This window comes from Prevotella lacticifex, from assembly GCF_019973375.1.
Classification (GTDB): domain Bacteria; phylum Bacteroidota; class Bacteroidia; order Bacteroidales; family Bacteroidaceae; genus Prevotella; species Prevotella lacticifex.
In genome coordinates, this window is the sequence record NZ_BPTV01000002.1 from 358474 (window position 1) to 374073 (window position 15600).

Genomic DNA, 15600 nt, shown 5'->3' on the forward strand with positions numbered 1-15600 from the left:
ATATGAATTTAGAAGTAAATCGTGATATATACTCTGACAGCGTAATATCCAAAGTGGTGTATTGGCTTTCGGGGAACTATGCCGTTGAGCGAAAACTTAATGGTAATACCGAGATTATGAACATTACCAGTATTAAAGATGAGCCGATTGATGAGAAGACATTGCACCACAAGGTCTTTCAGATGCTCAATGACCAAAAGCTGCGGAACATCATTGAAGACGAGACTAATGACATACGAACCATCCTTTTTGCAAAGGCTTTTGCTGACTTCGATGATTTAACAGAGGAGGACTTGACCGAATGAGAAAATATACGTTGCTACCATTCAATTTCACACGGATTTCTGGCAAAGAGGTTCTTGTGAATGAACTCGGCGATATGATTATCGCCGATAATGGTACTGTGCGTAAAATCATCGACCACACTTTGGATGACAAGGAGTTGTATAAGTCCTTGGTTGCCAATTTCTTCATTTCTGAAGAGACAATTCCGACTCTGCTTGATATATATGCTTCACGTTTGAGGGCAAAGAAGGACTTTCTCGACCAGCGGACAGCGTTACATATTTTCGTCCTAACTCTGCGTTGTAACCAAAATTGTACATATTGCCAAGCATCGAGCCAAGAAGAGTTCAGTAGTCATTGCTCAATGACATTTGACACTATGGAAGCATCGGTAAGGCTGATGTTCAAGTCGCCTTCGCATTACCTAACCATGGAATTCCAAGGTGGAGAGCCAAGTCTTATGCCGGATTTGATGAAGTTCGGGATTGAGAGGGCTGAGGAAATCAACAAGACAGAGAAGCGTAATCTCACATATGTCCTATGTACCAACTGCCGCAGATTGACAGCCGAGTTACTTGCCATCTGCAAGCAGTACCATGTACTTATCTCTACATCCTTGGACGGTCCTGCTTTCATACACAACAAAGACCGTGGCCGTGATGACAGTTATGAAAAAACAATAGCAGGTATAACTAAAGCAAGAGAAGTTCTTGGGCAGGATGCAGTGTCGGTATTGATGACGACATCTGAGCTTTCTCTTGACTATCCCAATGAGATAGTTGATGAATACGTCAATGATGGTTTCCATGACATTTTTCTTCGTGCCTTAAACCCATACGGTTTAGCTGCTCAGAATAACGACTGGAACAAATACAACGATAGGTTTATAGAGTTTTACAAAAAGGCTTTTGAGCATATACTGTCAATTAACAAGCAGGGAACCTTCTTCCGTGAAAACTATGCTTCTATCATTCTACGCAAGATGCTAACTCCTTTCACTACTGGCTTTGTGGACTTACAATCTCCAGCTGGTACTGTCAACTCTGTCCTGGTCTACAACTATGACGGTTATGTCTATGCCTCTGATGAGTCACGCATGCTTGCAGAAATATACGACTATACATTCCGTCTTGGCAATGTCCATGATAAATATGAGAACATTGTTTATGGCAAGAAAGTTCGTAATATGGCAAAGGTATGGGCCAACGAGGCATTGGCAGGCTGTGCTGACTGTGCGTTGAAGCAATTCTGTGGTGCCGACCCTGTACGCCATCACTCCACTCAAGGAGATATGTACGGATTTCGGCCTACATCATTAGTGTGCAAGAAAAACAAGGCTATCATTGAATACTTGATAAGCTTGATAATAACACGTGGGGAAGAAGTTCTCCCCATATTTAGGAGTTGGTTGCGATGAAGAATAAGTTTGAAGCAAATTCCAATAGCAACGTGCTCTTCGTTACCAATCAGTGTAACAACAGATGCATCATGTGTTGTCAGCCACCTCACAACGACGATGACATAGATGCTTTCTATGCCCATAACGAAAGACTTATCAAGACTGCTCCGAAAGATACCAAAGAAGTTTGCATTACAGGAGGTGAACCGACGCTCGCAGGTGACAAACTGATATCGTTGGTTGAGCTTATAAGGCAGGAGTTGCCAAACACAAGCATCCACATCCTCAGTAATGGGCGCAACTTCCAACTCAATGACTATACCCACCGCCTTGCTGTAGCAGGAGGTGACAAATTGATATTTGGTATACCATTCCATTCTGACTATTGTGGAGACCATGACCTAATTGCTGGTGCTAAAGGCGCTTTTAACGAAACAATGCATGGCCTATATAATCTTTCTGAAGAAGGATGCTGCATTGAACTCCGTATCGTCATCAACAAGCTCAACTATCAGCGACTGCCTCAGATAGCAGAGTACATCTTCAAGAATCTTACATTTGTCTCCTGGGTAGCATTGATGGCAATGGAAGACACTGGATATGCCATTAAGAATGACAAAACTATATGGATAGAGCCGGTAGAGTACATCCATCAACTTTGTAAGGCTGTTGACATACTCGACCAATGGCGAATACCTGTCTCTATATACAATCTTCCTTTGTGCTTGTTGCCACCAACTCACCGTAAATTTGCAAAGCAGAGTATATCGGATTGGAAAACAAATTACTTAGATATATGTAAAATTTGTAAGCTAAAGATTGAATGTTGTGGCTTATTCTCTACCTCCAAAAGAAAATTCAAAGGATTAATGCCAGAAAAATGAAATACGTTGTTAACCTTTTACTTCTTTTCGCATAAAGAGTAAATAGACAAAACAAAAAAATGAAAAAGAGCATTTACTTCTTAGCAGTCTTACTCGCATCCGTGATGATGAGTTGTGGTAACAAACAGTCAAGGCCAGTGAACACGTCTGTTCAAAGTCAAGACACATTTGGCGCTTACGACGAGATGTACAAGGATTCTTTCGACATCCTTATACATTCTCGGATTAAGTCACCTTTGACGAAGGTGAATACGATGTACACAGAGATGTATATCGCATTGAAGACAATGGCAAAAGACAAGCGATCTGCGCCAATGGTAATTCGTAAAGTAGATTCACTGGTGGTTATGGACACGGTAAAAGCCAATCAAGTTGAGTACCTCGAATGTAAGCAGATGGCTCTTGCCTCGCTTGGCAGGAAGAAAGAAGCGTATAAACTGGGGTACAGAATATTCAATCTATACCCAGAAAACAGCTATGAGAGGCTGGTAAGTCTTGGCGGCTATTACATCACAATGAATCAAATGGACTCAGCAAATTATTATTTGGAAAGGAGTCTTACGGTTGCACGTTCGTTCCTAAAATCAAATAGTGAAAAAGTGCAAACAGATGGTGCGGTATGTACACTAACTTCACTAATCATGCTTGGACGTGAAAAAGAGGCAAAGTCTTTCATAAAGGAACGGCTTAACTCAAAAACTTCTGCAGAAGAAAAAGAAATGCTTGAGGATGCTGAGCGAGATTTCGATGGACTAAAAAAGTCATTGTTAGAACCTCTTGAGGAAGAACGGAATGTAATGATGGCTGATGAAAAATAGGGTCTGTAGCTAATTGCCAATATACACAATAAACTTACAAAAAGAAGGTTATAATACAAAAAAGAAATATGGAAGCCAACAAACTCGTTATCATAATGCAATCTGTCATGAGTGGGGAAGTAGGCATTGACCTTGTATGGCAGCAGTATCGTAAAGAGCTGGAAGAACCCACCGTCGCAACGACATACGACGAAATGATGTCGCTAATAGCGATTCATTATCAATATGCCACATATCTTTATAATGAAGGGTATACAGCTGATGCGTTGGAACTTGACAACAGAGCCTTAGATATACTAAGACAATACAAGGGCAAACTTGAACCTGTATCATATCACAAGTTTCTGGAAACAATCCTCAAGCATAAGGCCATAGTATGCAATTCGCTTTCCAATTATAATGAAGGCTATAAGACCCTGAAAGAACTTTGCGAAATAGAGCCAAGAAAGGACGAGTACAGGATAGCCAAGAACCATTGTTTCTTCGGCATGGTGAATAAGGCTATAGCTCCTATCTACGTCATCATAATCATAATCTGGGCAATTCTTGTTTTGCAGAAATGGGTGCTTCATGTAACTATTCTGCCGTCAGTGTTGTGGGAAATTGGATTCTGGATATGGATGGTGTTGCTTGTAATCCAGTTCGTCGTGCCATTCGTCGCAAGGAAAATAAAAAGATAGACACTTGTTGCTAAACAAACCCAACTTGAAAATGAAAAGACTATATTCGCTAATTACAATAATCTCTTTTTGTGCTATTGCCTTCGCCCAGCATCCTCATTCTAGAGGAGGCAATCCTTTGTATTGGGGAATAGTTGGTGGTTTGGGCGCACTCATATGTTATTTACTGTATCTGTCAATAGGATCCATCACAGGTTTGATAAAAACACAACTTTCAAAGAAGAAAGATGCTGTAAAAGAGAATTCTGATGAGCCGCAAAGTTTTGGCGAAAGAAAAAACTTCCCAACAAATGTTGATTCTGATGTATCACAAGAAAGAGGTGATGCTAACCAGGTGCCCGATACAAATACAGTCATTAATCAAAATCCAATCTCAGAAAAAAAATATTGCAGATATTGCGGTAAACAGATTCCCGTGGATTCTATCTATTGTAGCTACTGTGGAAGGAAACTAAAAGAGAGTTTGCCAGATGAAAAAGATAAAAGTTTGACAGGTGCTTCCTTATTAACTCGTATAAAAGGGATCTTCAACTCATTTGCTGGAGCTCCTAAAAAAGTAAAAATACCAAAAATGTCGAATGAAAAACGAACCAAGATGCGTAACATAATCAAGAAGATAGGGAAAGTTTTGCTTGTTACCGCAATTATAGGTGTTATTGTTCTTGGATGCATCGGTGGCTACAGCTATTATTATGACGAATATCTTCCAAAAGAACGATTAAATGGAGCGTGCGCAGAAATTATTAATAATCTGCATTCAAGAAACGAAGCACAGCGCATTAAGATTAGTAAAAAGATATTACTGAGCAATGCAAATTGGGGCTATAAGGATGTTGACGATAGTAGAATTAGTTCTGAGATGCGCCCATATAGAAGTGAAGCACTAAAGAACATAGAAAATACTGCGTATAAAGGTGACGCTTCTGTTCAATACTTATTAGGAGAAATTTACATCGGAACAAGAGAATATAAATTTAAAAGTGGTGATACGAAATTTTATGAACCATTATATGTGATAGATCCTGATACTGCTAAAGCAATTTATTGGTGGAACGAAGCTGCCAAACGGAATTATACGCCGGCTTTCAATAATATGGGACTCGCGTATAAATACGGAGTAAGCGTTCCTCAGAATTGGACAAAAGCCATAGAGTTTCTTAAAACAGGTGCAGAAAAAGGTGATGCGAATGCTCAAGTGAACTATGGCATTCTTTATAGGGATGGTGTCAGGGTAAAGTCTGGATCGCATAAAGAAATAAAAAGACAATTTGGATATAGCTGGGAAGGTGAGAAAATTAAGCAATATTATGACACAGATTTAGCAGAAACGGTTATTATTTCAAGGATTGATGTTAATGATTACAAATGGCTCATACCAGAGAACATAGAAGAAGCTAAAAAATGGTGGAGAATGGCAGCAGCACAAGGTAATCAAAAAGCAAAAGAGTTACTGCAAAAAGTATATGAATAGTAAAAGATACACTTTTAAGGCCGAAGAACTTAGTCAATACTTTAATAAGGTAGAAGGGATGACAGCTATTTGTCGTTCTACACGAAACTGGCTTGATGACTATTCCGATGTATTGGAAGTTGGCAAGACGTATAATGTAACCTATATAGGCGTGCAGAGGTCTATAACAATTGTCATGCTTGAAGGATGTGGTTATCGTGGCTTTAGTCATGGATGTTTCGACCTCTACGACAATGGCTTTCGTATAGGCCCAGTTAATGATTTCAGATATTGGGCTCCATACTTGCGTAAAATGTACGATAGCAAATCGCTTGGATGGAGGTCATGTGAAATTCGGAATGACAAAGGAACAATCCGGCCACATATAGAAGACATTGAAAAGGAATTCGGAGTGAAAGTACTCCATGCAAGTCTTTCTGGAAGTCGTTTATGGGGATGGAATTCTCCTGAAAGTGATTTTGATATTTGCTTTGTATATCTTCATTGCCAACAGTGGTATGAAAGCAATGACAACAGCCATGAGACTGTTGTGAAGGCATACGCCGATGGTGTCGATATGTTAGGGTATGATATTAGAAACTTCTTAAGCCAACTTGCAAAGGGCAATCCTATGTGTTTTGAAACACTTCGGTCACAAAAGCTGTTTCGTTACAATTCAAAGTTCTATGAAGAATTGAAAGACATAGCCGATGGTTATTTCAAACCACTAAACGCAATGTACTATTACTTGAATTTATATCTCTCAAATGAACGGTCTATAAAGGATGGTACAGCAACATCTAAGCAACTACTCTATTCTCTGCGTGGTTTGTTGTCATGCATGTGGATAGAGAAGTTCCGAACACTGCCATCCATGAAGATAAGTGCTTTGTCAGAAAGAACGATTGCAGACCCTGAAACGAAGATGTCAATAGCAAGGTTGGTCGGTGCCAAGCAACGCCTAAAGGAGCATGAAAATTACCATACAGAAGAGCGTCTGTCCGAACTAATCGACAAATTGTCGGAACGTTACAAGGGAATCGTCGGCGACTACAAACCCGAGGAAAAGCCTTTAAGCGATTATAAGGAATTGCAGGGCTTATTCAATGACATATTACAAGAAGGCACTTAATCCAACAAAACAAATGAAGCCCAGAAGTAAGGATCTTTGTATTTTGCTCTCATTTCCGAAATGGTCAGCCGATATGAATCTTGCAAGGACTGCCCTACAGCAATGTTCTTGTAGAATAAGGACATGAAATCAGCTGTTGATGCATCGTCTATCTTCCACAAACTCATTAACAGAGATTGAACCCCTGCCTTTTTGAATGCACGCTGAAGCCCACAGATGCCGTCATAGAGATTGTCTCCCAAGCCAGACTCACAAGCAGATAACACGACAAGTTTAACATTATGGAGATCCATTTTTGAAATTTCATAGGAACTGAGAATACCATCATCAGCTGACAAGCTGAACGTCCCATTTTCCCATGCTTTTTGACCGCCAGACATAATGAGTCCAGAGTAGAACATTTCATCTTGAATGGACTGAGTATCATTACTTCTTGTATAATATGGTATATTAGCCCTTTTCGCAGGAGTAATATAGAAACCATGTGACGCTATATGAATGACAGAAACATCAGTTCCATCCAAAGCTTTGAAAGATTTCTCAGTCGCATTCTTGCCAGTAACCGTCCTTACGCTTATAGAATCTTTAGACAATGTTTTCTCGATGCTTTGCACTTCCTTGACTGAGCCAGAAAGGAAAGACCAATTTCCACGAGTATTAAGACTGTCCATCAATGTAGAATGTTCATCAGCCTTCTTGTAGTCAATACCACCAAATGTAACTATTGAATGAATTTGTTCGTTTTGCCTTAAAGAGAGAAGCTGCTTAGTCGAAGAGACCCTATGGAGATTATACTTTTCACAAGCTGTAACACCTGTGCTGTCAGTTAGCATTTCAATATTGATAAGGTTTAGTAAGCCCATTGGCGAAAAGAATACCTCTTTCTTATTGCCAATGAATGGCGACAGTTTTCCCCACACCTTATTATATATGTCACTTCCAACTTCATTCCCATAAGATTTAGGTTGGAAATAATATAAGTCATTTAGCTCATCTTCATCAAATAAATCAACAAGAGTCGGATACTCATGGGTTTTGTCTAATACTAAAGCCATATAATGAGACTTTGTCACAACAGAAGGCATCCAAGTATATTGATTTTTAGTAAACTTAATGAACTCCACACAACACTCATTGTTAAGTAAAGTTCTCTGAATATCACGCCAATGTACCTTTAATTGTTTCTCATCAACAGCTTGTAAGAACTTCCTTTCTTTTTGCTCATACTCTGTTAAGGCCAAAAAACGTCGTTGCTCATCTTGAATCCTATAGATACTATCACGTGCTAAGTCCAAATTCTTCTTGTATGCCAATAGGCCAATGCCCTCATTGACTAAGACAGAAGAAGACTCATACCGAAGAGTAAGTCCTTTTTGAAATAACACGTTATCGTAAGCTATGCCAAGGCAAGTTGTATCTGTAGGATTGTAATAACACCATTCAGGAACTGCATAAAATCTAACTGAACCATTTTTCAAGAATAAACTTGATTCAACAGAACCCAATACAGGCAAAATCTTACATAATTCGCTCTCTAATTCATAATAATAATTTGGTAGAAAAGAGCGAATTCCTTTAGTATCATGAAGCATACATGATAAATATGCCATATCCGCATATTTATAACTACCAGTTTTATTATAGAAGATCTGGTATGCTCGTTGTGCATAGACATAGGCACTGTCCAATATTCCTAAACGCAAATAGTGGTCGGTCATACTATTATAAAGACTACCAATTATATTTATATATTGTTCGTCTTTAAGTTGGTTAAAGTTGGTTTTTATGGAGTTGTACGCCTTTTTATAATAATAAAATGCTGAGTCGTTATAGTTCCTGTTTTCTGTCATCAGCATAGAATAAGCATTGCCAATGTATCCATAAAATGTAGGAACGTCAACTATGTCATGTCGTGAATTTTTTACTATGTCTTTTAAATTTAATACCATTTGGGGATTATCATCAATAACATACATAAAATAAATCAGCCAATCTGATAAAGATGGTTCCCAGTTTAATTTTTCACGTATAGATAACTCTTCTAACTTCAAATTTGCTGCAAGCTTGCGCATATTTGTATGGTAGGCGTTTAAAGACAAGATGTTAAGAATATCACAATAATCAAAATCTTCTATATGACTATTTAAATACTTGTACCCCATGTCGCTGTATTCCTTGCATCTTGCATAGTCTCCTATTTCATAATAGTTTTGGGCCATATTTGCATAGCAAGATGCTATTTTAATAGAGATTTTATCGCTCAAAGATACAAAAGGTTTTAGCCTATCAATAACTGATAAATAAATGGATACCGCCTCTATGTATTTTTCCCATTGTGCACCAATAGAATTAGCCAGCAAACATATTTCCTCTGCCAGAAATAGCTCATAATCTACAATGTCATTTTTATATAAGGTAGTATCGAGCTTTTCAATATAATCAGAGTTCCTTTCATGCCAAGTTTCAATTTCTTTTAATGGAAGCTTCTTTATAAAATGTCCATCAAAACTATTATATATTCTATTCATATAGAAACATTCGCAAAACCATACATAATCATGAACGTTTCTGGAATTAATAGTATCTTTTTTTATCCTGTCTAAGCTCTTTTGAAGGCAATATACAGAGTCTGCAAACTCCTTAGAAGTACAGTCACCGAGTGCTGACGATATGAATTCTGTGTATAAAGCCAATTTCGATGGATTTTCACGCTCGGCTATTAGATACATCTTTAAGTATGTTCTAATAGAATTATCGATTTGTCCTAATTGCCTTTGCAGAAACATCACCATAGTATAATTAGCTAAATACATTTCAGACGTTAATCCGCATTCTTTAAAGTAGTCTAAATGAGCATCTACCAATTTGCAGTTTTCAATTTGATATTCGAGAGCGGAAAGAGAGTCTTTATTATCGAGGACATAATTAGCATATTCAACCATTAGGTTAGAAGCATTAGTATACCACCCCTTATTAACAAAGTCTTCTATTTGTTTGTCTACATCTTCCTTAGTATAATCCTGTGCTTGAAGGAATAAAGGGCAAAGAATGCAAAAAATCAATATATGTATCTTATAGAGATTGGTCATAATCCTTTCGTTTTATGCTTCAAAATTACAAAAAACTTTCTAATCAGGATTGGGAAAGGTTATTTTTTCATCATAGGTTCAATAAAAGTTGCTGGATTTTTTAGTACTTTCTGTTAACCTTTTCATCTCTCTTGCCATAAAGAGAAAACAAAATTAAGGAAATATGTTAGTAGCAGCAATTATCATTTACATCGTGTTAGCGATTCTGTTTGGCCCTATGTGGCCGTTGGATATGTTCGGTCGCGGTGGTTGTCTCGGACAACTAATCGTAGCTGGATGGGTAGCATTATTAATCGCCGGAATGGCTTCATAAAATAGATTGTTATGGATTCAGAAAACACTGCTTCGGGAGTAATAGGATGCCTTATGTATCTCTATCTCATTATAAGCCAGATAGCGACAATCGTGTTCTTTATAGGCTATTGCCGCACAGACTCCATCTTGGAAATCATCTTCATTGACAGCATCCTGTCGGAGATAAAGGGATTACTATGGATATTCTTTATATGGTAGTTAATTCATGAGATTTGTTAACCTTGAACATAAGATTGACATAAAGAGCAAAGACTATAATAATTCACTTATATTAAAAAGAAAATAATATGAAGAAAGTATTTGGAATTCTGTTTTTCATCGTTGGCATCGTAAGCTTGCCAAGTGTTATTGCTCCCAACGCAGCAGAAATGATTGGCCGCCTTATTGGGTTGTCATTATTCTCATTCATTCCAGCTTACTTCTTGTTGCGCAATAGTGGGAAGAAGCAGGAGGATGGCAGCAAGGATAAAGGTGTGAAGCCAAACAATCAAAATAACTCGAACAATGAAGAAGGTCATTAAAATAATTCTTTCATCCATTGGAATTCTATTCCTATGCATGATGATATTTGCTCAAGTTGCAAAGACTGTAATGAAACCTACCATTGCCCAGTCTAATGAAAAGTCTGAATTTGCCGCTGCTGTTGAACGCGCAGACAGAGACTGTCCAATACCTGCCGCCTTAGGCAAAGGTGAAGTAACAGGTATTAAATTGGAGAATGGGTACGTGACATACTATCTCAAGTATGACCATGATTTCCATAACCTTATGAGCAGCCTTGGCAGCGATACTAAAGCTAAGGAGGCCTTGCTTATGTGCTTCCTCTGTATCAATGCACAAGGTGGCAACCAGGGCGACCTTCTGATGGATTTGTTGATAAGACAGAATTGTGGGTTGAAAGTCGTAATAACGGAATCGGCAACAGGACGTTATGAGTGTAAGGCTTCCGTTGAAGACATAAAGAGACTCAGGGAAAGGTATCAGTTAAATCCACATGAGGCATTATACAATCTTCTGTCTCTCAGTATAGAATCACAAAGGGTAAATCTCCCAATGAAGGTGGATGAGGGTATGACAATGACAGACTATAAACTTGAAGGAGACCATATCGTTATCACGATGCAGATTGATGAAAGTCTCTATTCGATTGCAACCATGCGTTCAAACAGGGCTCTTATAAAAACTTCTATGATAGAAGAAGGGCTGAAAGACCCAGAAAGTAAGACGTTGTTTGACATGTGCAAGGTAAGCCATACAGGATTGGTCTATTGTATAGTCGGTAATTACTCTCATGATGAGTTTGTCATAACAATACCGAGTAATGAGATACGTGAGTTTACACAGACTCCATCTAATGTAAACATTCAATAATAGTGAATATGAAACAAAGAAATACAACTTTTACAGAATGTGAGATTAAGGAAACTGTGACTTCATGCCAGACTATTATTATGTGGCTTACCAGTACTAGTCTCTCTGATGGCATCAAGTACAAGCAAATTGATGACAATGTGCGTTCATTGAAGACTATAGAATGTATTTTCGCATACATGTATACGGAAGTTGGCAAATATGGAAACATCGCTGATGTCATTGATACTGGAAATGAAATATATGCTCGGTATACGTTAGCAGCTAGCCTCGTGTTTTCAGAGCCGAAAGCGATGCGGGAGTGTTTGGACAAACTGCCAGTGACTTGGATAGGTATAACGAACTTCGTCAAAGGTTTAGCTGAAAATGAGAAAGAACCCGCTGTGAAGACACTTCACAAAAGTATAACAACTATAGATAATGCCATTAAAGATCTGCTTGTCATGCAAATAGTCCAGGAAAAGAACGAAGTCTGGTGTTAACCAATCATTTCTTTTGAACATAAAGATGCAGAGATAATAACAATAAAAGCTTCAAGAAAATGTCAATATTTAATCTCTTTGGTCGCAAAGACCATCAAACGGACGTTTCTGGCAATGTCTTGGAAATTGCCAGCCCTAATGCTGCCACCAACGAAGAGCCGGTCCTTCCTGTGAGCGAACCCACTATTGAGAACGAGAAGAAGGAAAAAAAGGAAAATGGTGATGGAAGCAAGTATATCACGATAACATGGGGTACTGGCCAGCCTATAGATGTGATATTCAGTTTTATACACAAGAACCGTGAAGAAGAGGGCTATCAAGATGCCCTTATCAACTCTGACTTAAGCTATATGAAGGCTAAAGAGGAGATTATCCGTAATGAGCTCAAAATGCTCTTCAAGAGAATAAGCATTCGTTACAAGGACAACATCCTTGTGCTTGATGTTCAGAAAGCAAAAGCAGAAGCGGCATTCATCTCATCAAGTGTAGCAATACTCCAGGCTCGTCGTGAAATCTATGTTGAGCACCTGGCTGAAATAGAAGAGATGGAGAAGATGCTGGACGCAGACGACCCGAAGATGACAACGATGATAGAAACCTATCGTCGCGGTTTCAACAAAGGTATTGCCGCACAGACGGCTGCATTCATCAATAGTGAGAACCATTAAAAGAAAGACCTATGAACATTTTTGAAAGAATAGGATGTTTTCTTATCGGTTGGAATCCCAACATCTTGAAAGAATGTGGTGAAGCTAGTCAGAGGCAGTTCAGAAAGCTCCTCTCTGCCATATCAATCATGATGATTCTTTGGGGAACTATAGGATACTGTTGTGCTGAGCGGTATATAGGAATACAGACCTTGATTCCGAAGCTGGCGATAGCAATAGTTTTTATGTTTATCATCCTATGTGTCGAGCGTGTCATCATCCTTACGGTGGGTAAGGCAACAATGATGGCGGCAATGCGAATAGCTTTGGCACTATGCATGGCTTTGTTGGGCTCAAGCATTTTCGACCAAATCATATTCAGTAATGACATCCAGCAAGCCATACAAGACCATAGGGAGGATGTAATTCAACAGACGATAAACAAGCGGCTTGCCATTTATGACGCAGACATGAGGAAAATAAATGCTTCAATAGACACCTTGAATGTGAAGAACGAAGCCTTGTATAGGGACTTGGCAGATAATCCAACATCGGTAATAACTACTATATCTACCAGTGAGCAAGTAGCAGGAACTGATGCCAATGGCAACGTGCGCAAGGTTAAGGTACACAATGTCAACAAGACCGTTGTTCCTAACCCTAGGGCAGAGCAGGCAAAGGGGAACGAACAGCAGCTGAAAATCTATAATCAACAGCTTGAGACGCTCAGAAACAACAAGAAAGACATAGACAAGAACACCCGTGCTGAAATACAAGCGAGACCGACCGGATTCATTGAAGAGCTTGAGGCAACCTTGCAAGTTATATCTGACAGTTGGATTTCATTGGTATTCTACGTTATCCTCTTCCTGTTCCTTACATTTCTGGAACTATTTGTCCTAACCATTAAGATGGGAGACAACAAATGTGACTATGAATTGATAGTGGAGCATCAGTTAAACTTGAAGAAGAATATGATAGCAAACACGGAGAACAGATTTAGCAAGATGGCCGTATAAAAAGTTCGAGTCGGATGTTAACCATAAACATGTCTTCGTCATAAAGGGTAAAGAAACAAAAAAAGCAAGACAATGAAAAAGATTTATTTTATCATCATGGTTGCGGTCTTTACCGCTTGCAGTGCAAACAACTCTAAGTCTCATAACGATGAAAATCGTTCTGATAACAGTTCAATCTCATCGCTGGATAGCTCCAAGGGAGTGGCAAGAGACATGGATTATGCCAATTTTACCGGCTATCCATCTACTTCTTCTTCAGACGAATACTATTATGACGACGAAGAGGATGAAGAGGATAATGATTATGAGCAAGAGGAGACTTCGAACTTGAATTTTTATCATGCAACCAGCTCTCCAAGATCCATCTCAGTCCACGATATGAATGGTAACTACGCACATTATACAGTGGATGACTTCGGCAACGTTTCGGGTTACGACAGTAACGGTAATTATTACCATTCTCACACCGACGATTTCGGTAATACGTCAGGTTATGACAGTAATGGTAATTACTATCATTCAAGGACTGATGATTTCGGGAACACCAGTGGCTATGACAGCAATGGCAACTACTATAACCTGCATACTGACGATTTCGGCAACACGACTGGTTATGACAGCAACGGAAACTATTATAGCGCACATACCGATGATTTCGGCAATACGACAATAACAACATATTAATACTAACACATTAAAATCAACGAACATGTCGATTTTCAGTAAACTATTCAGAAAAAAACCAGAAGATGCCGCTCAAGCATCTGCCAAAGGAGGTAAAGAATCCCCTTCTGTTGAAGAGTCACAAGCTCATCAGACTATCGGTAGCAAAGACAACACCAAAGAAGACATGAACAATGATGTAGCGACCAAACCAAAAGGCTGTGGTCAGGAAGAAGCGAAATCGACTTCAGCTGACGAAAAGATTAGTGTCTACCATCTTATTGTTCTTGATGAAAGTGGCTCTATGTCCTGTGTCTGGCAACAGACCATTTCCGGGTGTAATGAAACCATTCAGACTATCCGGCAGATGCAGAAAGACAATCCTGACCAACGGCATTTCGTATCCATCTACCTTTTCTGCACTGGCAACAACCGTTACATTGCAAAGAACGTCAAGGTGGAAAAAGTGAAGGAGATTACGCATTGGGATTACAAGCCCAATTCTTGTACCCCGTTGTTTGATGCACTTGGCTATACATTGACTGAGCTAAAGGCAATCATCAAGCCCAAGAAGTTTCTTGGCTATGTGACTATCATAACGGACGGCTATGAGAATGACTCTCATGAATATACGATTGAGAAGGTACGCCTGCTTATTGACGAACTGAAGAAGATGGATGTTATCTTTACCTTTGTCGGTGCCAATATCGACGCGGCAGATTACGCAAGCCGCCTGAACATCAATAATTCCATGCAGTTCGAGCAGACCCAAGAAGGAATGCATGAAATGTGGGAACAAGAAAAGCAGAGCCGTAGACGTTCAAGCGCACAGATGCGTTTCTTCAGTAAGTTTATGGCTGACGAAATGAACGATTTTGGTGCCAGAGGAAACAGCGGTCATTACTATGACAATGACATTGACGAAAACAGAATAACGCCCAGTAACATCACATCACTTGGAAAAGATGAGGTGTTTGTTTTCGGAAGCAATAAGGATGGTCAGCATAATGGTGGCGCTTCTGCAATGGCAGTGGCAAAGTTCGGTGCAGTAATGGGACAAGCGGAAGGATTACAAGGCCAGTCGTATGCCATCACAACCGATGGCGTAACGGAAGAGGAGATGTATAAATCAATTGACCGATTCTGCGACTTTGCAAAGGATCACCCAGAACTTACTTTCCTTGTTACGACCGTAGGATGTGGCTCTGCAGGATATACTCCTTATGTAGTAGCTCCAATGTTTAGAAAGGCAGTTAACCTGGCAAATGTAAAGCTGCCAAAGGCATTTTGGATATATACTGATAGGGCGTATGTATAACTAATCATGAATGTTGGTGCATCAAAACATGATGCATCAACATCTTTG

16 protein-coding genes are annotated in these 15600 nt (G+C 39.2%); 15 read left to right on the forward strand and 1 reads right to left on the reverse strand.

Annotated elements, in window-relative coordinates; all coding sequences use genetic code 11:
• Nucleotides 1-2: 2 nt before the first annotated feature.
• The 7 genes from hxsD to LDN30_RS11955 all read left to right on the forward strand — a co-directional run bounded on the left by hxsD (nt 3) and on the right by LDN30_RS11955 (nt 6648).
• A complete protein-coding gene (gene hxsD, locus LDN30_RS11925) occupies nt 3-305 on the forward strand; it encodes a His-Xaa-Ser system protein HxsD (RefSeq protein WP_223929615.1) in 303 nt (100 codons plus the stop codon).
• Nucleotides 302-1702: a His-Xaa-Ser system radical SAM maturase HxsB gene (hxsB, locus tag LDN30_RS11930; RefSeq protein WP_223929616.1), complete on the forward strand. Its 1401-nt coding sequence runs from the start codon at nt 302-304 to the stop codon at nt 1700-1702. Before hxsD ends, hxsB begins: the two co-directional genes overlap by 4 nt.
• Complete coding sequence (gene hxsC / locus LDN30_RS11935) at nt 1699-2568, forward strand: His-Xaa-Ser system radical SAM maturase HxsC (RefSeq protein WP_223929617.1); 870 nt, start codon at nt 1699-1701, stop codon at nt 2566-2568. Before hxsB ends, hxsC begins: the two co-directional genes overlap by 4 nt.
• 287 nt (nt 2569-2855) lie before the next feature.
• Nucleotides 2856-3386, forward strand: a complete 531-nt coding sequence (locus LDN30_RS11940) for a hypothetical protein (protein WP_223929618.1) — start codon at nt 2856-2858, stop codon at nt 3384-3386.
• Nucleotides 3387-3454: 68 nt separating this feature from the next.
• Nucleotides 3455-4066: a hypothetical protein gene (locus LDN30_RS11945; protein WP_223929619.1), complete on the forward strand. Its 612-nt coding sequence runs from the start codon at nt 3455-3457 to the stop codon at nt 4064-4066.
• Between the two features lie 31 nt (nt 4067-4097).
• Nucleotides 4098-5537 (forward strand): zinc-ribbon domain-containing protein, encoded by a 1440-nt coding sequence (locus LDN30_RS11950; RefSeq protein WP_223929620.1) that lies wholly within the window; start codon nt 4098-4100, stop codon nt 5535-5537.
• Nucleotides 5530-6648: a DNA polymerase beta superfamily protein gene (locus LDN30_RS11955; RefSeq protein WP_223929621.1), complete on the forward strand. Its 1119-nt coding sequence runs from the start codon at nt 5530-5532 to the stop codon at nt 6646-6648. The genes LDN30_RS11950 and LDN30_RS11955 overlap by 8 nt, the downstream gene beginning before the upstream one ends.
• On the opposite strand, the gene LDN30_RS11960 is transcribed toward LDN30_RS11955, so the two are convergent.
• On the reverse strand, nt 6645-9737 hold the full coding sequence (locus LDN30_RS11960; protein WP_223929622.1) for a CHAT domain-containing protein: 3093 nt from the start codon (nt 9735-9737) through the stop codon (nt 6645-6647). The two genes, LDN30_RS11955 and LDN30_RS11960, sit on opposite strands and share 4 nt — an antisense overlap.
• A 324-nt stretch (nt 9738-10061) precedes the next feature.
• Between LDN30_RS11960 and LDN30_RS11965 the strand changes: the two genes are divergently transcribed.
• The 8 genes from LDN30_RS11965 to LDN30_RS16465 all read left to right on the forward strand — a co-directional run bounded on the left by LDN30_RS11965 (nt 10062) and on the right by LDN30_RS16465 (nt 15552).
• Complete coding sequence (locus LDN30_RS11965; protein WP_223929623.1) at nt 10062-10250, forward strand: hypothetical protein; 189 nt, start codon at nt 10062-10064, stop codon at nt 10248-10250.
• 89 nt (nt 10251-10339) lie between these two features.
• On the forward strand, nt 10340-10573 hold the full coding sequence (locus LDN30_RS11970; protein WP_223929624.1) for a hypothetical protein: 234 nt from the start codon (nt 10340-10342) through the stop codon (nt 10571-10573).
• Nucleotides 10557-11423 (forward strand): hypothetical protein, encoded by an 867-nt coding sequence (locus LDN30_RS11975; protein WP_223929625.1) that lies wholly within the window; start codon nt 10557-10559, stop codon nt 11421-11423. The genes LDN30_RS11970 and LDN30_RS11975 overlap by 17 nt, the downstream gene beginning before the upstream one ends.
• 8 nt (nt 11424-11431) lie before the next feature.
• Entirely contained in the window at nt 11432-11905 is a 474-nt protein-coding gene (locus LDN30_RS11980; protein ID WP_223929626.1) for a hypothetical protein, read from the forward strand.
• 59 nt (nt 11906-11964) lie between these two features.
• The gene (locus LDN30_RS11985; protein ID WP_223929627.1) at nt 11965-12573 is read left to right on the forward strand and encodes a hypothetical protein; all 609 of its coding nucleotides are present in this window, start codon (nt 11965-11967) and stop codon (nt 12571-12573) included.
• 11 nt (nt 12574-12584) lie between these two features.
• Entirely contained in the window at nt 12585-13571 is a 987-nt protein-coding gene (locus LDN30_RS11990) for a DUF4407 domain-containing protein (RefSeq protein ID WP_223929628.1), read from the forward strand.
• Nucleotides 13572-13784: 213 nt separating this feature from the next.
• Nucleotides 13785-14255, forward strand: a complete 471-nt coding sequence (locus tag LDN30_RS11995) for a hypothetical protein (protein WP_223929629.1) — start codon at nt 13785-13787, stop codon at nt 14253-14255.
• A gap of 25 nt (nt 14256-14280) precedes the next feature.
• Entirely contained in the window at nt 14281-15552 is a 1272-nt protein-coding gene (locus tag LDN30_RS16465; protein ID WP_306421522.1) for an A1S_2505 family phage non-structural protein, read from the forward strand.
• The last annotated feature ends 48 nt before the right edge of the window (nt 15553-15600 follow it).